Genomic DNA, 21,460 nt, shown 5'->3' with positions numbered 1-21,460 from the left:
AGCTATGCGCTTCTAGGCTTCTGAGTTTTAGGAGTCGGAAGACGAGGACGAAGAGGAAGAGGAAGTGCGCATACCGGTCAGCTTCCACGCACCGTTCTCGTAGACACCGTGCAGGGTGCGCTCCACATCGTTCTTACGGTCCGAATCGGAGGAAGCGTTCTCCACACGGTCCTTGCTTGCGATGAACTCACCGCTGTCCATGGTCAGGCGGATATCCCAGTTGTAGGCGTCGCCATCACGCTCGGGCTGTGCGGTGAGCATGGTGATGGTGACGGACGGGTCCTGCATCCAAATCTTGCCCTGCTGCAGGCCAGCACCCAGGGTGCCTTCTTCGGGTTCGAGCATGTTCTTCAGCTCGGAGTTGTCAACCGCACATTCACGCAGGGGTTCGGTCTTGCCGGTGCGCATGTAGTACTCAATGGCTGCACCGAAGAACGCGATGGACTGATACAGGCCCTCCACGCTGTTCTCGTTGGCGACGGCGGGCTTGGTCGGCACGGGGGCGTTCTTGGACGGCTCGGTGCGGGTTGCGGGCTGGTAGTCGGAAGGCTTGGAGGTGTAGCCCTCCAGGACTGCAACGCCGGAGTAGTCGGTGCGTGCGGTCTTAGATGCCGACGCGGAAGCAGATGCGCTACCGGATGCGTTGCCGCTGGTTGCCTGGGGCTGAGCGCCGCAGGCTGCGAGGAGGGTTGCGCCGCCGGTTACTGCGAGCAGGCCGAGGGCGGATCGGCGGGTTACGTTCTTCATGGGTTCTCTCTATCTGTGGTGTATTTTCCGCACCGTGGTGCGGGTGATGCCTACGGCATCTAACGGGAAGACGGCACTACGTGAGTGTAGTGCCGTCTTCCAGTATATGTTTATTGGGCTTGGGCTTCTTTAGCCGCCGTAATAGTAGTAGTGGCTGTAGGAGCTGCCGTAGTAGTCGCTGATGACGATGCGGGTGCGGCGGCCGTAACGGTCGGAGTAGTAGCGGTTGTAGGGGGTGCGGCGCACGGTGGGGCGGTAGGTGGTTGCCTGTGCGGGGGTGAGCAGTGCGCCGAGGGCGGTTGCTGCGCCTGCGCCTGCGGCGGCGAGTGCTGCGCGGCGGGTGAGGCGTGCGGGCTTCTTGGTGGCCATGGTGTGCCTTTCGGGGTCGGTGTTTCTGTGAAGTGACGTGGTGTGTGCACGGCGTGCGGCTGTGCGTTAAACCTTTTTTATTGTAAGCCTCAACGTTAATGTTTTTACGTGCAGAGTGCACCTTCTAGTTGAGGCTTAAACCATGCGGGCTAGTCCACGTTTTTCTGGCAGAAAAATTACGGAAATATTGGTTGAGAAACACGCCGGGCACACGCTAAATGCGGGCTGAAACGCGGGCTACATGTCTACTTCGGCGAGGCCCGAAATTTCCTTATCCTTGATGTGCGGGATGGTGGAGTTCCAGTTCATCCACGCCTTGACCTGGGCGGCTTCTTCGGGGTTGTTCATGTCTGGCCAGCGCTCGTTTTCGATCCTGAATCGGGTCATTGCGAGGAGGGGGTAGCCCTCATAGATGGGCCCGAAACGCGCAATGCGCTTACCCGATTTCGTGTCGAAGGAGACGGAGTCTGAAATTTCACTGTCGGAACTCTGCGTATACGTGACCTTATCGATCGCGTTGAGCGGGTAGAAGGTTTTATTGTCGTGCCCGTTGTCCTCTTCGAATCCTTCCGGCGAGATTTTAGTGTAAGAACCAGCGGTTTCGTTAAAGACATATAGAAGAAAGCACGTGAAGAGGAAAGCTCCGACATTATATAGAAAATGGAATCCTATATCGCCCAGCAGATGCACCATAAACATCAGAGCAGGGGTCATGGGAAGGGCGACGGCAAGCACAATTATTTCGGAGCGGTCGCTTCGAGTAATGTAAATGTTTTTGGCGTACAGCTTCTTGTCTCGGCGTCGGTTGATTTCGTAGACAATGATGGACCGGAATATCTTGTACGCCTGTAGGACATTTACTACGCCCCAGAGGGCAATCATGGTGTAGTTCATCATCATGGTGGTCAACTACCCTTTCTGTTTTATCGGTGACCGGCGGCCTTCCGGCAACGATGCGGAGGGTGCAGGCTCGTTCTCAGAGTAGCCGAGGAAATTAGGTGGTTAAGCCCAGATTCGCGTTATCCGCGGAGTGGTTGCCGAGTCTTCACCGGAGCATTGCGTCGAGTTAACCTTCTGGTCAGATACCGTGCGATAGGCTAAGGATGTGCCCGCCATCTCACCGGGGCGAGCACGATTCACCAACCACTACCGCACAAGGACGTACACACCATGAGCACAACCGAAGTAAGCAGCGAAACGCAAAAAGGCAACGAAAGCCTAGAAACCTAGCAAGGAAAGCTAACTATCTACAAGAGGCAAACCGATGGAAATTAATTACAAGCGCCGCCAGAGAATAGCGCTCATTATTTCATTCATCATTCTTTGGTACGTGTTCTTTGTTGTCCCTAAAGACTTACGTGATGATAGTGACGGTATCACCGCCACCTGCACCGTAACTAAGGCATATACAAAAGAGCGCGGCGGCACAGTAAGCGGTATGAACGATATTAGACCCAAAGGTATTTTTGAGACAGAAGAATGCGGTACTCTCACGATGTACGTACCTCCGGAAGGTCGCAAGATTCCCGAGTACGTTGAGACCGCCGAGCCTGGCAAAAAATACCTATTCCATGTCGCAAACTCATCTCTTAAAAAAGAACGAGATTTTGAGACGACCCGCTTTGAAGACATCACAGAATAACAACCTGCAGCCCAGAAAGAAGGTGAAGAGCAATGAAGAAGAACTCCCCGAGGAAAAAGAATGTTTCAAAGAAAAGGAACACCTCGAAGAAAAAGAATTACCCAGAGGCAAATTACATTACCGAAACTGGGGCTATAAAAAAGACCCGCAAAAAGAGATACACCAAGAAAAAGAAGAATAAAGTCGACTTCAAAGAGTATCTTCGCAAAAAGGCAAAAGCTGCGTGGGATGCACGCGACGTCATCATATTCGTGGCAGTCATGCTAGGGTTCCTTGCGTCCTTACATTTTATGACCAGCTACAACCCGGGCAACGAATCCGCTATCTGCACTGTCACCTCCGTCGAAATCGTTGAACATGAGGACCCCTACTGGACCTCCGGCGAATTCGAAACAGAGGAGTGCGGAATCATCAAATCAAGCAAATCCCCTGATGGTATCCCCATCCGCAAATACCTCCAGAACTTTGAGACGGGCAAGAAATACAGGGCATATAAGTCTCTGCTGACCCGTAACGATGAATTCGACTTCAGCGTCCTCCGCTTTGAAGAGATCAAAGAGTAACCCCACCCCCGCAGAAAGGATTCCACCATGGACGATATCGGCGACTTTATCATCGGCTTTTTTGAAGGGGCCCTCGCATCCTCACTAACACTGCAGCGAGTATTTCTGTGGATTCTGTTCTCTGCATCCCTGCTCCTCCTGCTTGTCCCCGTCATGACGGGTGAGTACGCGTGGAGCATCCTATCCATCTCCACGATGCTGTTTTCCGTCGTGATGATTGACGGCACGCACAAGCACAGTGTGCAGGATGCAAAGAACGGTGGCGCGTACCATTACTTCCTGCTGACGGTGGGCACGCTCTGCGTTGCTGCGATTGTTCTGCTCGCTGCGCTCTCCTTGGCGGGTGTCCCGCAGATTGCCCTCACCCCGCAGACGGACGGCATCAATTTCGCGCCCTGGTATGTGGCGGTGTCCGCGCTGGTTCTTCTGCTGTTCTTCTACAATGCCGCGCAGCCGAGCGACGAGGTCCCTAACCTGCACCGTATGGAGCACATCAACAGGTATGTGCGCGCGGTGGTGCTGGGTGTGAGCGCCCTGATGGTGCTCTTCTGCCTGCTGATTCCGGTGGTTTCTTTCGCTGCTGCCGGTTATGAGCCTGTGGGTGTTTCGGTGGTGCTGTGCCTGGTGCCGGTCTTCCTGATTTTTGTGCGCCGCGCCCTGTTCAAGCTGTGGGCGGCGACCTTTGAGGAGGGCACTGCCGGGTATGGCGTGTTGCGTGGCTTCTGCGTAGCCCTGGTGGGTTTGGGTGGATGTTTGGCGGCGGCCCGTCTTGCCGTGGATGTTGTGCAGTCCGGTAGTGGGTTGTCGCTGGTGTACGTGGTGCCGGTGATCGCCTCGTACCTGCTGGTGAAGAGGTACGTGACCGTGGGTGTCGCTATCCCCGAGAAGGATGACGAGGAGGACCCGGAGGCTGAACCTACAGCAAGCTAAACCGTGGAACCCCGCGGGTTGAGAGATGACCTCAGCCGCGGGGTTTTTCTATGTCGAACAGAGTTCGGTAAGTGCACGAGGTTGAAACGAAATGAAAAATACCTTTAACTATCACCTCAAGGTTGAATTGAATATCCTGATGAGGCACCGACTAGGAGGAAAAAATATCAACCTTCCCATATTGGACTGATAAAGTGGTACGGGGCTTTTTCTCTTTCCGGCTTTGCCCCTGACCCTTTCCACTCAGGTGGGCACTCTACAGTGGCGTTTCAGACTTGCCGCTGTTATGTGTCTGCACGGTATATAACTCAACGAAAAGATCATCATGACCAACCACACCACAGCGCGTCAGCGTCTACTCCGCTTCCCTTTGATTTTGGGTGTCACGACAGCACTTATTTTCTCGTCTTGCTCCACGGGCACGAACAATAACAGCACCCCTTCTGATAAGGGCACTGTTACTTCTCAGAGCCCCCGTCAGGTGGAGAACGCTACTAATGTTCTGCAGAACGTGAATGTTCAGATGGGCCGTGACGGCGATGTCTCGTCGATTGAGTCGACCAACATTTACGTTAATGACAAGGATCGTACGAGCTCCTCGAGCAATGTGCAGTTCAAGCCGAAGGACGTCGTTAATGACCTTCCTGTGCGTGTGAGCCTGCAGTATTCTACTGAGCGCGGTAGCGGCACTAACCTGAATGATTTGAACGGCTACAGCGGCGAAATCACGATTAAGGTTACGGTTGAGAACCTGACGGTGAAGACTGAGGACGTCACCTATGATGCATCCGGTACTAGCCGTACTAGCCCTGCACCGGTTGGTACTCCGTTCTCCATCGCTGCTTCTACCGTTCTTTCGGGTTCTCCTACTCAGGTTATTACGACCCCTGATGCCGCTGATTCGTCGACGAATGGTGTGGTGAGCACCAATGATGAAGGTAAGGCTGTTGTTCAGTGGGGTGCTATTTCCGCGCCTCCGGTGACTGGTAGTTCCTCTTCTTTTGTGTTGAAGGTCAAGGCGAAGGATTTTAGTGCGCCTACCTTCAACATTTCGGTGCAGCCTGGTTTTGCTTCTGATTTGTCTGGCGCGGGAATCATTACTAACGGTTTCACCTCTCAGGATGCGTCTCAGGTGGCGCTTCTGCAGCGCACTATTGATACCGTCAACGAGGTTAATACGACGCTGACTAGCGCTAGTTCGCAGGTTGCTCAGGTGCGTCAGAGCCTGGATGATACGTCTGCGACTTTGGGTAAGGACACTGCCGAGCATCTGAAGACTCAGAATGAATCGTTGACGAAGACTATGCAGGGTCTGCAGGCGAATATTGAGAGCCTGCAGAAGGATCTTTCTGAGGCTTCGCGTACTAATAATTCTCAGCTGATTTCTCAGTTAGAGCGTACTGTTGCTGCTCTTCACTCGATGCTGGGTGATACGACGGCGCGCCCCAATGTGTCTGTTTCACATAGCGGCGGTCGTTGTGTTGTGCATCGTGAGGAGGGCGCGAGTAGCCGTAGCGTGTACGGTAATTTGGTTCAGCTGTCTGCTGTTCTGAATGCGTATGCGGAGGCAAGTTCGGACTGCCAGCAGGATCTTACGGCTTCGATTCGCGAGATTGTTGGCCCGGAACACCCGACCGCTGAGACTTGTTCTTCTAACGGTTCGGTGACCTGCGCCCTGTTCGGTGCATCGGTGACGGTGCAGAGCTCTCTGATTGCACTGGTTGCTACCGGTGAGAAGATTGTGGATCACCTTCAGCCGGAGTATTTGAAGGGTGCGAACAACAACTATTCGGCGTTGAAGCGTCAGATGGATGAGCTTGTTGAGCAGGTGGAGAAGGATCCGTCTTCTCTTGATGCTGATGCTGTGCGTTCTTTGAGTGAGAAGGTTAGTGCGGCTCGTCAGAGCGTGAATCAGATGAAGGAAACGTCGAGCCGTCTGATTGAGAGCATCAAGAACGTTCATTCTCGTGCGGCTTCTGCTCGTGCGGAGCTGGTGGACGGTTCTGGTTCTATGAGCGCTCAGAATAAGGAACTGGCGGAGCAGCTTTGTGCTCTGTCTACTGAGCGTGGCGGTTCTCTGTCTGCTGAGCAGGTGGAGCATCTGCGTGGATACCTGACGGCTTCTTCTTGTGGTGGCGCGGCTTCGCCGTCTGCTGCCCCATCTTCTGAGGCGCCGTCTGAGGCTCCTAGCCCTGCACCGTCTGAGTCTGCTTCTGTTGCTCCTTCTGAGGAGCCGTCGAAGAAGGTTGAGGCTCCTTCCGCCGCTCCTTCTTCTGAGGCGCCTTCCGCCGAGCCTACTGCTACGGAAGGTAATACTCGCGTCATTACGGTGGAGAACGCGAACGAGCGTACCTACACGTCGAACACCCCTGCCGCACGTACTCCGATGGAGCAGCGTATTGCTGCCGCGGTAGCCGCGTGGGATGAGGTTCTTGCCGCCACTTCGATGGATGACCCCAAGGAGGGTCTGGCTCGCGACGCCAAGGACCTTAACGACGCTGTGAACGCGGTAGATGGTGCCCTGGGCGAGGTTGAGAAGACCCTGAACGATGCCGCAAACGCGCAGAACCAGGACGCGGAGAAGAAGGAAGAGCCTACTGAGGAGGCTAAGGTTTCTCTGCGTGATCGTATCCATTCAGCTTCGGATGCTGTCAATGCTTTGGGTAAGAACCTGGAGGATATGACGAACATGCAGGCTGACCTCTCCACCGCTATTAAGGAAGCGTTCAAGGAGTCTGCCGATGAGACTCGCGAGAGCCTGACGAGCATGATTAGCGAGGAGATTCGTAAGGTTTCGAGCGATGGTTCTTCTAGCGCTTCGGCTGCTAAGGAGGCGTTCTCCGCTTCGGTTGCTGGCATTACTGATACCGCGAATACTGTGGTTCAGGTGGCTGGTGAGTCTATCGAGGTTCAGCACAAGGATATGAATGATCGTATTGAGGGCCTGCGTCAGTCTCTGGATTCGGTGACTGAGCGTTCTCTGGTTGCTCTGAGTACCCGCGCTGAGAACGCTACCCGAGATTTGGCTGGTGCATCCGTTCAGCTGAATAACGACCTGTCGAAGCTCATGCTCGATTTGGGCGATAGCAACGCTGAGGGCGCTGGCCTCTTGGGCGCGCTCAAGAGCAATAGCGCGAAGGCTGGTGCGGCTGATTACCAGCTTGCTTTGGCGATGCAGAATGCTCAGGGTTACACGAACCTCCGTTCTGAGGACATCGCTGCTCTGCAGAAGCGTCAGGCGCAGTTCAAGGCGTCCCTGCAGCGTCTGCGTTCGCTGCCGACCTTCCACCTGTCGAATGCTGGCAGTGCAGAGGTGAAGACGGTGTACACCTTCCAGATTGGTGATTAGCCGTGGGGTTTTCCCCTCATTTGGGCTCTGATTCAGGTCCTCACCGCCGCGAGGGCAGGCGGCTCACTCAGCGCACCGTGGTGTGGTGTGTCAGTCTGTGTGTGCTGTTTAGCCTTGCGGTGGTGGGGATCTGGTATGGCGTGCGCGCTGTGACTCCTCAGCCTTTGCCGCTTGGCACGGGTACGAACCCTGCGTCTGCGGTGACGGTTCAGCAGGCTATTTCTCTTCCTGCGTCTGGTCGTGAGCCTGTTATTGGTGTTGTTACTACTTTTGGTGATGATGCTGAGGGGTCTGCGTGGCGTCTGAATGCTCAGGGTGCTCGTGTTGCGCAGTACCGTCTGGCTTTGGGTAAGTCTTCTGTGAAGGTTCTTTATGCGAACGATAAGGGAACGGAGCAGGGTGCCCGTGAGGCGGTAGAGAAGCTCTCTTCTGAGGGTGCTCTGGGTATTGTGCTTGCTTCTCGGGGTGAGCATCTTCGGGGTGCTACGGCTGCCGCTAAGGAACGCAATGTTGCGGTGATTGAGGCGTATGACCGGGTAGATGCTGGCGATGGGGTATGGAGTTTTGCTCTGGACCCTGAGCAGGAGAAGCAGGTCTATACGACTGCTATTCGTTCGCTCGCCGGTGCATCTAGCAAGGGTTCTTCGCAGCAGCTTGATGGTGTGCGCACTATCCTGCTGGATGCGGGTGAGGGCTCTGCGCCGGACCTTCCCTATACGAATCGCGTTCAGGTTTCTGCTGATGAAGACGGCATGAAAGACACTCTTAAGGAGCTGACGCGCCTTCTGGGGGACAAGTCTTCGGGCTCTTCTCCTGTTCTGGTTTTGACGGGTTCGGCGTCGACTCAGGCGAAGGTGCTTCGTTCTCTTCAGAGGGCGGGTATTACGTCTCCGGTGATTGCGGGTGAGGAAGCTTTGACGGAGCCTTTTATGCGTCTTCTTCTGGAGAACGGTGGTTCCTTAACTGACAATATTCGTGTTGTGGGGCGTGTGCAGGCACGTGCTGCGGCGTTGAGTGCTGATGATGCCGGTCGTGCTTCTTCGGCATTTGTGTCAACGGTTGAGCGTATGAAGAATGATTCTTCGCTCAAGGATTTGTCAGGCGAACAGTCGTTCTCGAAATCGGCAGTGTGGGCGGATGCTCCCTCCCATAACGCGCTTTTGGCTTTTGCGTATGCCACGAGCCAGGTTCGTGAATACACTCCTGAGGCGGTTCGACGGGTTCTAGGAACCCTTCGTTTGGACGCTAAAGATTCTACGGTCGCGTATCCGTTGGATTTTTCGTCTTCTTACGCCGCTGGAGGGCAGGTGGGTCTTCTTTACCCGACCGCGGAAGCTTCGATGATTCAGGGCGGGTCTTCCTCGACGGATGCGGTGAATCCGCCGGTGTGGATGCTTCGCACGTTCACCTCAGAATCTCGCGACTAGCCTTTCCACACGGAGCCTACTGTACAGAGCCAGCCCATCACACCCCGGCTTTCGGGTATTACTTCTAGTCCGTCCACCAGCGGGGCTCACGATTTATCTATTTTGGAGAACACCTTATGCGCTTTTTCCTTGAACTTGAAGAGCATAACGGGAGCTATGAACTAGACTCCTGGCAGCCTGAGACGACCATCGCTGATCTCATCCAGGCGACCGGTGGCCCCTCCCTGCCTGCCGACGAGCCACTGTATTGTGATAACCGCCCGGTGACGGCATCCTCCACCCTGGCGGAGGTCAAACCGATGGAGGGTATGCGCATCTCTAGGGCACCGCTCTCCTACCCTTCCCTGGTGCAGGGCTGGAGTGTCTGCTTGAGCGGCGGTTCGACGGTTACCCTGCCGCGCCCTATCCCCTCTTCGCGTCCTTTGGTGGCGGGTCGTTCCCCGTACGCCGACATTGTGCTGCCCACGGCGAGCGCGTCGTGGGAGCATCTGCACCTGCAGGTGGTGCATGATGAGTCGACAAACACTCAGAAGGTGCGCATCACTGACCCCGGTTCTACGAACGGTAGTTTTGTGGACGGTCAGAAAATCCCCGAGGAGGGTCTGACTGTTTCTGAGAGCACCACTATCCATGTTGGGGATTGTGTTCTGACTCTGCAGCCTGCTCCTCAGGAGAAGGCTGCGCCTCGCCCCGGTAGCGCCCCGAATGTGAGTGCGTCGGGTACTGCACCGTTTAACCGTCCGCCGCGTCAGGGTGCGTTGAGCGCCCCGGATAAGGTGGAGGCACCTACCCGCAAGAACGTTTCTGACCCGCCGAAGTTCAATATTGCGATGGCGGTGGGCCCGATTATTATGGCGGCGGCAATGGTCGCCATTATGCAGGAGATTCGTTACGCCCTTTTCGCGATGCTCAGCCCCATTCTGAGTATTGGTATGTGGGTGGAGCAGAAACGTCGTCACGCTAAGGATAAGGTGAAGGAGCGTGTGCGTTTTGAGCAGGAAATGGAGAAGTTCAAGGAACGTATCGCTCTGAGTAACCGTGAGGAAATTGAGCGTCTTCACGACCTTGCCCCGGCACCAGATGCCGTTCAGCTGCGGGCGCTTCTTCCTGCAATGACGCTGTGGCGTCGCCGGAGCACCAGCCCTGACCTGTTGACTTTCCATGTGGGTACTGGGCATATTCATTGGGCTCCTGAGCTGACGAAGCCGAGCAATCCTGAGCCTGAGGTTCAGCATATTCTTGAGCACAATACCCTGTGGGATGCCCCGCTGGTTGCTGACCTGCGTGAGGGCGGCGCTATCGGTATTGTGGGGCCGCGTGAGCAGTCTCTTGCCCTGGCGCGTAGCCTGGTGCTGCAGGCGGCGACCCACACGGGTCCTGCTGATATGACGATTGCGGTCTGCGCTGATTCGGCGCGCTCGCAGGACTGGGTGTGGACGTCGTGGCTTCCGCACATGCATATGGCGCAGAACCAGCAGATGCGTTGGTTTGCTTCTGGTAAGGAGCAGTCGGATCAGATGCTGCGCTCTCTATACAACGACATTGAGTCTCTTCCGACCCGCGGCCTGTGCGTGGTCGTTGATTCGGATACCCTCACTGAGGGCCGTGAGTCGCCGGCACGCGACCTTTTGGCGTATGGCGATGAAGTACGTCTGATGGCGAATAAGACTGCTGCTGCGGGTGCTCGCCGTGTTGCCGGTATTGTGCTGGCTTCTTCTGTTGACCGTCTTCCTGCGTCGTGTACTTCGGTCGTGGAGATTGGTGAGGAGGCTTCTATGACCTATTCGGAGCCTCGCCGCCGTTACACGGTCACTGACGGTGTGCTCGCCGGTGTGAGCGCTGAGGATGCTCTTCATGTGGCGCGTACTTTGGCGCATCATGAGGACCCTGAGCGTCTGCTTCTGGGTGGTGGTTTGCCGCAGCTGGTGAAGCTGCCTGAGCTGGTTGGTTTGCCGACCCCTCCGGGTGCTGAGGATATTGAGACGTTTTGGTCGCAGGCTAATGGTTTCAGTACTGAGATTGGTGTGGGCGACTCTGGCGCGTTCACGCTGGACTTGGTGAAGGACGGTCCTCACGGTCTGGTGGGTGGTACCACTGGTTCGGGTAAGAGTGAGTTTTTGCGTTCGTTGGTGGCGGGTTTGGCTGCTCACCATGATCCGAGCCGTTTGAACTTTATTCTGGTTGACTTTAAGGGTGGTGCGGCGTTTAAGACGTGTGAGCGTCTGCCGCATACGATTGGTACTTTGAGCAACTTGGATGCTCAGTTGGCTCACCGCGCTATTGAGTCGTTGGAGGCGGAGATGGACCGTCGTCAGCGCCTGTTTGCGGCTGCTGGCGAGGGTGTGGACAACATTAAGGATTATTTGGCGACGAACCCGCCGGAGCCGATGCCTCGCTTGCTGCTGGTGATTGACGAGTTTGCGATGCTGGCGAAGGACTTCCCAGATGTCCTGTCGTCGCTGGTGAGCATTGGTGCGGTGGGTCGTACCCTGGGTGTTCACATGATTTTGGCGACTCAGCGTCCCGCCGGCGTGGTGAATGATGACATTCTGGCGAATACGAACTTGCGTGTGGCGTTGCGTGTGCAGAGCCGTGAGGATTCTTCGAACGTGATTGGTGTTCCGGATGCTTCGGAGATTTCGCGTTCGCAGATGGGTCGCGCCTATGTGAAGCTGGGCCAGAATGATATTTCGCCGGTGCAGACTGCCCTGGTGACGGGTCAGAGTGGCACTGAGGTGGTGACTTCTCTGGAGGTTCGCGCGACCGATAGTATCGGTATTCCTCGTTCAGAGCGTGCGCGCCCGAAGGTGTCGTCGAGTGATGCGAATGACCTGGATTTGCTGATTGATGCTGTTGTGGCGGCGCACGCGGCTCGTGGTGCGGTTGCTCCTCGTAAGGTGTGGCCTGAGCCGTTGGGGTCGTATGTTGATTTGGCTGATTTTGGTGTGCGTGGCTTCCCCGATCCGGATCTTCCCACTGTGGGTGGTGTCCGGGACGGTGTTCTGATGTGTACTTTGGGTGATGAGCCTGAGCTGCAGCGTCAGGTGCCTATGGGCTGGAATATTGAGATGAGCAACCTGCTGTTGGTGGGTGTTGCTGGTAGTGGTACGACTACGACGATTCAGTCTGTGGTGTTGGGTTTGGCTCAGCATTATTCGCCGGAGGACATTGATATTGTTCTGGTGGATATGGGCGCTGATGGCTTGTTGCCGTTGGGTTCTTTGCCGCATGTTGTTTCTGCTGTGGGTACCGGTCAGGGCGCTAGGGAACGTCAGGCTCGTTTCTTGCGTTTTGTGAAGTCGGAGCTTGATGCTCGCCGTGCTGATGCGTCACGCCGTAAGCCTCTTTTCATTGTTTTGGATGGTTTTGCGACACTGCGTGATGAGTTCTCTGATGCGGTAAGCATGGACTTGTTGGCGAATTTCTACCGAGTGTATGCGGATGGTCCTGCTGTTGGTATTCACTGCGTGGTGTCGACGAGCCGCGCGAAGAATATTCCCTCGCAGATTCTTGATGCTTCGTTGCAGACGTGGTTCTTCCAGCTGAGCGATGTCCACGATTATTCCTCGCATGGTATTCGCGGCACGAATGTTCCGGCTGCGGTTCCCGGCCGTTGTGTTGACCCGAAGCGTCTGCGTCAGATGCAGGTGGCTACTCCCGCTGTCGGCGTGGAGGAGGCTGTCTCTATGATTCGTGAGCGCTTCCCACAGGCTCCTGCTAAGCGTGATGTGATTGGTCAGCTGCCGACGTGGGTTTCGTGGGAGAGCATGCCTGCCGCCGAGTTTTCTCCGAGCCTGTGGCGTATCCCTGTGGGTATTGCAGAGGCTACGTTGGAGGCGTGCGCTTTCGAGCTGTACGAGGGTGAGCACGCCATGGTTGCGGGTAATCCACGTTCGGGTAAGTCTTCTCTGCTGGTTGCGTTTGCTCGTCTGGTTTCTCGGGCGAGGGCAGCGGCGGAGCAGTCGGTATCTGCCGCGTTGGCATCTGGTGACGCTACCGCGGCAGAGAACGCACGCATGGATGCCGCTGAGGTTCCGGAGGTTTGGGCTGTCTTCGATCAGCGTTCCGGTCTGGTGAATGCGCCGGAGGGCGTTTTTGACCGGGTGTTTGAGAGCAAGAATGCTTCTGCTCAGGTGCAGGCGGCTTTGCAGGATGCCGCGGGCCCGGTGCTGTTGCTGATTGATGACGGTGACCGCGTGGATGACCCGATGAACGTTTTTGATGCGATTGTGAAGGGTGACTTCCCGGACGTCCACATTATTGCTACGGGTAAGCCGACTGATTTGCGTCCTTTGTATAGCCATTGGACGAAGGCTATTCGCAAGTTCCGTACTGGTGCTGTGGTTCAGCCGAATGTTGATACGGATATGGACATGTTCGGTTCTATTCCGAGGCGCGCCCCGGTTCAGCTGAGCGTTGGTCGTGGCTACGCGTTCCTTGCCGGGTCGCCGGTTCTGGTGCAGCTGATGAGCCCTGAGGATTCTCAGCACCGTGGCGGGCTGTAGGGCTTGTTCGGCGTGTGGTGAGGTATGGTGTAACTTTACCGACTGTTTTGCTGTAGGGATCGCCCCGTCTGGGGCGTCTTCCTGCGTGTTGTGAAGTTGATGTTAAGGAGTTAGCCCGTGACTGTACCTGCTGGTTCGCCGCAGTACTCCGGCTCGGAGCGCCGTGATGCTCATCCTGCCTCGCAGGCTGCTGGTCAGCCTGCGGGGGGCTTGGTTGCGGGCGCTCCCCTTGGCTCTTCGTATCGTTTGCTGCGCCGGGTGGGTTCTGGTGCGGTCGGTGAGGTGTGGGCTGCTACGATGAGCGGCTCGTGGGCTCTGTATGCGGCGAAGGTTTTGCGTCCGGAGCTTGCGGAGAACCCTGTGGTTCTTGAGTCTTTTGTGCGTGAGCGTTCGGTGTTGTTGGCGTTGTCGCATCCTCATATTGTGCCGTTGACGGACATGGTGGTTGAGGGTGGCGTGCTGGCTCTGGTGATGGAGTTTCAGCATGGCGGTTCGTTGCGTCAGAAGCTGGATTCTGAGGGTCCGTTGCCGGTTCGTTTGGCGTTGAGTCTGATGGTGCAGGTTCTGAATGCGGTGGAGTTTGCTCACCGTCAGGGCGTGATGCATCTGGATATTAAGCCGGAGAATGTTCTGCTGAGCGGTGTTTTGGGGGAGTCTCTGGATCAGCAGGTTCGTGTGGCTGATTTCGGTATTGCTTCTTTTACTGGCTCTGCGGGTTCGGGGGCTTCTCGTTCGTTTTCTGGTACTCCGGGGTATATGGCTCCGGAGCGTTCTGCGCATGGTGTGGCTACTCCGGCGGTTGATGTTTATGCGTGCGCTGTGACTCTTCATGAGTTGTTGGTGGCGGCGCGTCCTCTTCCGGCGCGTGGTGGTGCGGTGCAGGTGTCGCCGCAGATTCCGGCTGAGGTGGCTGAGGTGCTTCACGGGATGTTGGCGGAGAACCCGGCTCAGCGTCCTGGGGCGGCTGAGGCTGCCGCTAAGTTGCGTCTTTTGGCTGAGGGTTTCGCTACTGATGTGGTGCTTCCTCGGTGGGTTGAGGTGTCTTCGGGTGCTGTGGGCTATACGCCTACGGTGGTTCATGGTGCTGAGCCTGCTGTTTCTGCGGTGCCTGGGCAGAATGTTACGGAGCTGTATGGTGCGGGTATGCCGTCGCTGGGTCAGGCGCAGAATGAGACGGTTATCCGGGCTCCTTTTGCGGTGGAGCAGCCGGTATATGTGCCTGATGAGGTCGGTGAGGAAGAGGAGCCTGCCCGTTCGCCGTTGCGCCGCCCGCTGGTGTGGGGCGCTATCCTGGGTTCTTTGATTCTTGTGGGTGTGCTCGCTTTTGTGGGTTTGAACGGCGGTAAGGGGGCGTCTAAGACGGCTGAGTCGTGGTCTGCGTCGAGCCGTAGTTCGGCGTCTTTGCCGAGTGGTTTGGGTACCCGTATTGAGGGTACGTATAACCCGCGGGATAAGAGTGCCCGCCTGACGTTTGAGTTTTCGTCGCAGAAGTCGGCTCTTCGGGGCGATATTTTGCAGGTGCTTCCCGGTGTTGAGGGTGGTTCGTGTGCTTCAGTGACGTGGGATGCCGGTCAGGTGTCTTCTGGTGTGTCGAAGAATCAGTCGAGTGTGACTGCGGTGGATGTTCCGTGTTCGTGGAATCTGTCTGGGGTGAGTATCCCGGCTAATGGTGTGGTGCAGGTTCGGGCGAATGTGTCTGCTGAGTTTAAGGATTCGCGTGCTTTTGAGGAGTGGGTGAACCGTATTGATTCTGAGACGTCGAAGGCTATTTCTGACAGGGAGGTTCGTTCGACGGCGTACCCAATTCAGCGTTTGCGGTCGATTGAGTTGCGGGTTCCTTCTCGTGTGGTGAATCAGAGTGTTTTGCCGGTGACGGTGGTTCCGGTGTGGCCGAGTGGTGCGGATGAGTTGAACCCGTTGATGGTTTTGCCGCGTACGGGTGAGTTTTCGACGCTGGTTCAGGCGATTTCTCCAGATGCTCAGTTGATTAGTTTTTCGGATGGCTGTTCGGGGCATGTGTTGGTATCTGAGGATCAGCGGGTGGTGACGGCGCTGTCGGTGACGTCTAAGTGCCGTGTGAATGCGCAGATTGGTAATTTCACGAACTTGTCCAGCAGCGACTTCGCGATTATCACCCGCTAACGGTGGTGCTCAGGTGAGTAGCCGCTGGTACACAGAAAGCCCTTGGGCTGAGAGGTCATCTCTCAGCCCAAGGGCTTCTCTATACGATTATTTATTGACTGAACGGTGGTTATTCTTTTATTTCTTCGAGGCGAAGAGTGTTAAAGTCTTTATCATCATTTCTCGTGCTCAATGTTTTATACATCTTATATTTCTTCCCCACTTGAATTTCAGAAACATACCCCGGAATATTTTTACCCTCCGGCGCGACATACATTTCAACAACGCCACATTCAATCGTCTCGAAAACACCTTTGGGAGAACCGTCAGTCATGTTTGATACCTGACCCCCAACGATCTCCACTCTAACCGATTTTACAGTACACACAGAATACGAATTTTTATCTTCGCTGTGTGTCGTATAGTACATAAAAGCAAACACTATTACCATACCGAGAACACACTCAATAAAAACTCTTAATTCTGGGCGAATCTTCCTCTTCAACCACTTCAAAACTATTTAATTGCTTTCATGATAACACTGGTAGAAAACATATTATTAATCATTTGATTCACCGCGCCCACAGGATTCTGAACCGCTTCCGCAACCTGATACATAGGATAAGCAACCCTATCTCGATACTTACCCGCAACGCCTGCATCCATCTTTACAGCTCCCTTTACCGAAGACTTCGAGAAATCCTTTATAGCACCTGTAGCAACTTTGTCGATATATTCATCCCAGTCTAGTTGCCGCCCCAGGACAGCTTTATCAGTAGTGTACTGAACACTAGTCTTAATAAAGCCACCACCTGTATCTGCAACAGCACCGGTAAACACATCTGTAGCACGACCTCGGATACCTACACGAGCAATATCTCCACTATATCCCGAAACCCCCATACCAGTCTTTAAACCTCCACTATACCGAGAACCGATTGCAGAAGCTCCGGCACCAGAAATAAACATCCCGATGCCCCCCATGACACTCTTATCCTTCACAGTATCGTCCATATAATATCCCATCACATTGTTTAGGCCGCCGGACAGCGTATCTTTTATCATGTCCTCTGCAATCTTTGATTCCTTCATCGAAGCACCAATATTCCTGCCCTGCGTAGCTACAGCAGTCTTTACCTTATGCCATTTCGATGCAAGAGCACCTGATTCCGCCGCTTTTTGGGCAAGCCTAGTAGCCTTAGCAGCTTCAGCTGCCTTCTCTATCTTAGTCATCTTTGATGCAGCATCAGCTATTTTTTTCAAATTACCCAAACCACCAGTAAGAGCACCAGTCACAGCACCGGTAATACCTCCCTTCACGGCTTCTCTACCAGCCTTCGACCAATCGACAGGTTTACCCTTAGCTTTATCCTCAATCACTGACATGCCAGCACCCATCAAAGCACCTGATGCAGCACCAAACGCGGCACCGCCCAAAGGGCCCAAACCAGCACCAACAGCACCAATCACAGCACCAGCAATGACCATCGCACCGCCAGCTACGTACTCCCAGTTGTTCTTTACCCAACCGGTAATACCAGAAGACGCTTTCTGCTCACGATACTTCTCAAAGTCCTCCACCGACACCGGCGACAAACCCCACGGATCCACCAAAGAAACCGGGTTACCACCCACCAGCGAGAACGGATCAGCACCCCAACCAGCACCCACAGGTGCAGGCAGGGGGTCAGGCGCAGTAAAACGAGCCACACGCGAATCCACCACGCGGGCACCCAACACCTCAAAACCAGTAAAACCCAGCACCACACCAGAAGCCGCAGAAACACCAACCAGCGAATCCGGCAACACAGGCACACCACCAGCAGGAGCACCCTGAGCAGAAGGCACAGCAGGCGCAACAACACCCAAAGAAGCCCAACCATACGGATCCAACAAACCGGCACCAGAACCAGCACCAGGCACCAACGAACCCACAGAAGGCATCGACGAGCCAGCCACACCCAACACACGCGGAACAAACGAGTTCTCATCCCACCCCAGCGGGTGCATCACCGAAGCAGCAAAACCAGCCACAGAACCAGCAGCGGCACCAGCACCGGTTGAGGGTACGCCAAACTCGGGTACACCAGCAGGCACACCACCGGCAGCAAGCACACGACCATCAGTAGATGCACACAGCAGCGAGAAGGACACAGCAGAATCGTCAGCAGAACCCCACGAGGCCACCGAGTTCACAAACCCGGCCGCACCATAGGTCAGGGACGAGCCAGAACCATCCGAAGAAACCTGCAGAAGACGCGAATCGTTACCGTCATACGAGAACACGCTCGTCGAGACCGGCACCAGGGTGACGCCCTCAAGTTCCACAGACTCCGGGCACTGCGGAAGCCACGCCTGAGCATCCTCAACAGCAGAGGCAAACTCAGCCGACTGGGAATCAGCCTTCGCCTCATCCTGCACAGCGTAGACGCATACTGCGCGAACGCGGGCACCCTCATCAGTGACCAGCACCTTCACCCAAGCATTCTGCGGCTGGGCGCTATCAAAGTACTCAACACGCACCAGCGCACCAAACGCATCAACGCTCCAGAGGATGATGAGGAAGGTGCGCATGGTGGTGGGTTCTCGTTTCGTGTGGGTGGTGAATATCCGGAAGCACGCCACCGGCAGGTGGCATACCTTCCCTAAGGATACTCCACACAGTCAAAACCTCTGATAGGCGGAAATATAGAGCAACATGATGCGCTCTATGGGCTAATCGACCAGAAAGTTAACTAGGCGTAAGGCCCGGGTCAAGACCAGGCGACCATTCACCGGCAGGTGGTGACGGCGCTCAGGTGAGTAGCCGCTGGTACGCAGAAAGCCCCTGAGCTGAGAGATGATATCTCAGCCCAGGGACTTTCTCTATATTCGAAACTAATGCCGTGCGGTGCTACATGTAGACGTCGGCAAGGCCAGTAACCTTCCCCAGATTCTCAAAGTAGCGCATCGTCTTCCCAGCACAATCCAAACGGTCCACCTGAGCCACATCATCTGGGTTGTCCATATCAGGCCAACGTTCTTGCTCAATCCTGAAACGCACAATTGCCATGAGCCGGTAATTTTTATGAGGCAACGGGCTAAACAGGGCAATCTGTGTGCCTGACTTGGCGTAGAACCCCACCATGTCATCGTCTTCATATTTTGCTGCTTTGTAGAACACGACGCGGTTGATCGCGGTGAAGGGGTAACGGGTCGGCTTGGAGAACCAGATGCGTTGCTCGATGCCGTCGGCGGAGGTTTTTACGTAGGCAACGTGCACATACCGCAAGTATGCGATAAATATCGCTGATGCCAACAAACCCACTATCCCAAGCTTCATACTTTCTGTGCCAGGTTCAAGAATGTAGACTACAGCCATAAGAATTGGGAGAGCCGGGGTCAATATCGTCATGAGAGCTTCAAGCCGAGTAACCCGTCGGATATAAATACCCTCATGTAGCCGTTGCTTATCTTTCCAGCGCTGCACTTCGTAATTAATGAGGACGTAAAACGTCGCAACTGTTGTGAACGCAGCGAAGATACCCCAGAAGATAATCAAGAAATTACGCATGACGGGTTCTCGTTTCGTGTGGTTGGTGAATATCCGGAAGCGCACCACCGGCAGGTGGCGTACCTTCCCCAAGGATACTCTATGCAGATAAAAGCTCTGATAAGCAGAAATATAGAGCAATATGATGGTCTATAGTCTAGATAGCTAAAAAGTTAACTCAGTGCAAGGCTCGGGTGAAGACTGGGCGACCATCCACCAGCAGCTGGGATTAGACCCGTATCCACCCGAGTTTCTTGGCTGACCCTGGTATGCAGAAAGCCTCTGGGCTGAGAGGTAATCTCTCAGCCCAGGGGCTTTCTCTATGCCGTGCTACATATCAACGTCGGCGAGGCCGGTGACCTCTCCTAAGTCCTTGAAATAGCCAACTGTCATGTACTTATCATCCAGATAATCTACTCGAGCAACATCATTAGGGTTGTTCATGTCAGGCCAGCGTTCTTGTTCAATCCTGAACCTCACAATTGCCATGATTCGGTAGTTCTTATGGCCGGTTGTACCGAATACGGCAATTTGCCTTCCGGAACGAGTGTAGAAACCAATCATATCTTGGTCATCAATATCTGGTGTTTCAAAGTACGTGACATTATCTATTGCGTTAATAGGGTAGCGAGTCGGGTTTGCAAACCAAATGCGTTGCTCGACACCTTCGGGGGAGAGCTTGACATAAGCGACGAGAATATAACGAGAATAAACATAAAAGAGAAATGTGAGGATAATAACACCTAGATTAAGTAAAATACCCGTATTTCCACTATGACTATTAGCCATATAACCTAAAAATGGAAACATTGGATTAAATATACAAAGTGCAACCTCGAAACGATTTACTCTCCTAATATAAATTCCTTCTGCTGCTTTCTTTTTATCCTGGCGTCGATTAATCTCATACCTGATAATAATGTAGGGTACGGAGATAATGGAGATCACTAGAATAATTCCCCAGAAAATACTAAGGATAATATCTACCATCATTTACCCGCTCAATCCTTCACGATATGAATCAGCAGCTTTTTTCTCACTCTTTGCTGTTTCATCGAAATCGCTCTGAGCTGTCTTTACGCCACTGGCTGCAGACTTCAAGTTACTCTTTGGGTTACCCATAACAGCGTCCTTAAAGTCCTTTCCTTGCAACAAAAGAGTTTTATTTTTAGACATCGTCTTCGGATTTTTTGCTGAATTATTCAGCAAGTCACGCTGAATCGACTTATCCATCCAGTCGAAAGATCCATTTGCTACACGTGATGCACCATCGTTAACTGCTGCCTGTTTTACTGCACCCAATACAATCTCTTTCCTCATTTCTGCTTTAATTTTTGCAGCGTCTGCCCTACCCTTACTCGTTGCTTTATCAAGTTTAACCTTGTCCGCAATTTTTTCTTCAACTGAGAGTTTAGTCTTCGCTCCGATTCTATCGGATACACCTACCTTAGCACCCTTGGTTATACCACTCTTAAGGAATCCAAAAGTAGCCCCTGAAGCAAAACTCGCCGCAGCATTCTCTACCTTAAAATTCTCAGCACTCTTCGTATAATCCATTACAGCACCCACGCCAGCAGACAGAGTTTCGCCCGCGATATCAGGAGCATGCGTACCTGCTATACGCTGCATCCTGTTCCAGGCAAGATTTTCCCCCTTCTCAATAGCCTGCGCAATACCATCCTTCCGGGAATTAATAAACGAAGTAGCCTTCTCAGCAGGCTTCTGAACCCACGAAGGCACAAGCCTATCAAAGCCCTTCTTAGAGGCAGCCTTAGAAGCCACCTTAGAAGCCATATTCTCCGTAAAACCGTTTACCGGAACTTTAGCGAAGACCTTTGCATGAGTGAAAAGCTTTGCGGTGGTACCCATAACAGCACCTTTCAAACCACCATAAGCCCCTTCTAAAGCTACTTGCATCCAGTCAACCTGACCATTCTTAGTCTTCTCCAAAGCGCCAGCAGAGCCTTCCATCGCCCCAGCAACAGCACCAGCTACTATGACCCAACCCGGCCCAGGAATAAACACTGACGCAACCACTAACGCAACAGCAGCCACCTGCAACCAGCGCGCCGCCATAATCGCACCCTTATTCTTAATGCGCTCCTGACGATACTCCTCATACTCCTCAAACGAAATCGGCGACAAACCCCACGGATCCACCAAAGAAACCGGGTTACCACCCACCAGCGAGAACGGATCAGCACCCCAACCAGCACCCACAGGCGCAGCCAAAGGATCAGGCGCCGTAAAACGAGCCACACGCGAATCCACCACG

The 21,460-nt window shown here is 54.2% G+C and carries 14 protein-coding genes and 1 pseudogene; 7 read left to right on the top strand and 8 right to left on the bottom strand.

Annotated elements, in window-relative coordinates:
- Positions 1 to 27: 27 nt before the first annotated feature.
- From HMPREF2682_RS08370 to HMPREF2682_RS08360, 3 genes are all read right to left on the bottom strand, one after another.
- Entirely contained in the window at positions 28 to 747 is a 720-nt protein-coding gene (locus tag HMPREF2682_RS08370; protein WP_070833204.1) for a DUF6318 family protein, read from the bottom strand.
- Between the two features lie 129 nt (positions 748 to 876).
- Positions 877 to 1,116 carry a hypothetical protein gene (locus tag HMPREF2682_RS08365; protein ID WP_049354346.1) on the bottom strand — a complete coding sequence of 80 codons (240 nt, stop codon included), beginning with the start codon at positions 1,114 to 1,116 and terminating at the stop codon, positions 877 to 879.
- Positions 1,117 to 1,353: 237 nt separating this feature from the next.
- Entirely contained in the window at positions 1,354 to 2,016 is a 663-nt protein-coding gene (locus tag HMPREF2682_RS08360) for a hypothetical protein (RefSeq protein ID WP_083321784.1), read from the bottom strand.
- Between the two features lie 364 nt (positions 2,017 to 2,380).
- On the opposite strand from HMPREF2682_RS08360, the gene HMPREF2682_RS08355 reads away from it, so the two are divergent.
- The 7 genes from HMPREF2682_RS08355 to HMPREF2682_RS08325 all read left to right on the top strand — a co-directional run bounded on the left by HMPREF2682_RS08355 (position 2,381) and on the right by HMPREF2682_RS08325 (position 15,674).
- The gene (locus tag HMPREF2682_RS08355) at positions 2,381 to 2,758 is read left to right on the top strand and encodes a hypothetical protein (protein ID WP_070833200.1); all 378 of its coding nucleotides are present in this window, start codon (positions 2,381 to 2,383) and stop codon (positions 2,756 to 2,758) included.
- Between the two features lie 32 nt (positions 2,759 to 2,790).
- Positions 2,791 to 3,321 (top strand): hypothetical protein, encoded by a 531-nt coding sequence (locus tag HMPREF2682_RS08350; protein WP_070833197.1) that lies wholly within the window; start codon positions 2,791 to 2,793, stop codon positions 3,319 to 3,321.
- 27 nt (positions 3,322 to 3,348) lie between these two features.
- Positions 3,349 to 4,251 carry a hypothetical protein gene (locus HMPREF2682_RS08345; RefSeq protein WP_070833194.1) on the top strand — a complete coding sequence of 301 codons (903 nt, stop codon included), beginning with the start codon at positions 3,349 to 3,351 and terminating at the stop codon, positions 4,249 to 4,251.
- Between the two features lie 325 nt (positions 4,252 to 4,576).
- The gene (locus HMPREF2682_RS08340; RefSeq protein WP_070833191.1) at positions 4,577 to 7,600 is read left to right on the top strand and encodes a chitinase; all 3,024 of its coding nucleotides are present in this window, start codon (positions 4,577 to 4,579) and stop codon (positions 7,598 to 7,600) included.
- Positions 7,601 to 7,749: 149 nt separating this feature from the next.
- Positions 7,750 to 9,027, top strand: coding sequence for a type 1 periplasmic-binding domain-containing protein (locus tag HMPREF2682_RS08335; RefSeq protein WP_246827297.1), 1,278 nt, complete (start codon positions 7,750 to 7,752; stop codon positions 9,025 to 9,027).
- Between the two features lie 116 nt (positions 9,028 to 9,143).
- Positions 9,144 to 13,532 carry an FtsK/SpoIIIE domain-containing protein gene (locus HMPREF2682_RS08330; RefSeq protein ID WP_070833184.1) on the top strand — a complete coding sequence of 1,463 codons (4,389 nt, stop codon included), beginning with the start codon at positions 9,144 to 9,146 and terminating at the stop codon, positions 13,530 to 13,532.
- A 117-nt stretch (positions 13,533 to 13,649) separates the two neighbouring features.
- Positions 13,650 to 15,674, top strand: a complete 2,025-nt coding sequence (locus HMPREF2682_RS08325) for a serine/threonine-protein kinase (RefSeq protein ID WP_070833181.1) — start codon at positions 13,650 to 13,652, stop codon at positions 15,672 to 15,674.
- A gap of 109 nt (positions 15,675 to 15,783) precedes the next feature.
- Here HMPREF2682_RS08325 and HMPREF2682_RS09425 read toward each other — a convergent pair whose 3' ends face one another.
- The 5 genes and pseudogenes from HMPREF2682_RS09425 to HMPREF2682_RS08300 form a co-directional block, all read right to left on the bottom strand.
- Positions 15,784 to 15,987 (bottom strand): hypothetical protein, encoded by a 204-nt coding sequence (locus tag HMPREF2682_RS09425; protein ID WP_141754828.1) that lies wholly within the window; start codon positions 15,985 to 15,987, stop codon positions 15,784 to 15,786.
- 182 nt (positions 15,988 to 16,169) lie between these two features.
- Positions 16,170 to 18,227 (bottom strand): RHS repeat-associated core domain-containing protein, encoded by a 2,058-nt coding sequence (locus HMPREF2682_RS08315; RefSeq protein WP_070833178.1) that lies wholly within the window; start codon positions 18,225 to 18,227, stop codon positions 16,170 to 16,172.
- A gap of 319 nt (positions 18,228 to 18,546) precedes the next feature.
- On the bottom strand, positions 18,547 to 19,278 hold the full coding sequence (locus HMPREF2682_RS08310; protein ID WP_246827296.1) for a hypothetical protein: 732 nt from the start codon (positions 19,276 to 19,278) through the stop codon (positions 18,547 to 18,549).
- Between the two features lie 237 nt (positions 19,279 to 19,515).
- Complete coding sequence (locus tag HMPREF2682_RS08305; protein ID WP_246827295.1) at positions 19,516 to 20,178, bottom strand: hypothetical protein; 663 nt, start codon at positions 20,176 to 20,178, stop codon at positions 19,516 to 19,518.
- A pseudogene (locus HMPREF2682_RS08300) lies at positions 20,179 to 21,460 on the bottom strand (hypothetical protein); the annotation flags it as partial. It abuts the gene before it with no gap.

The sequence above is a fragment of the Rothia sp. HMSC061D12 genome (assembly GCF_001836735.1).
Classification (GTDB): Bacteria; Actinomycetota; Actinomycetes; order Actinomycetales; family Micrococcaceae; genus Rothia.
The sequence above is the reverse complement of the archived record's forward strand: the minus strand, read 5'-3'. Positions and strand labels throughout refer to the sequence as shown.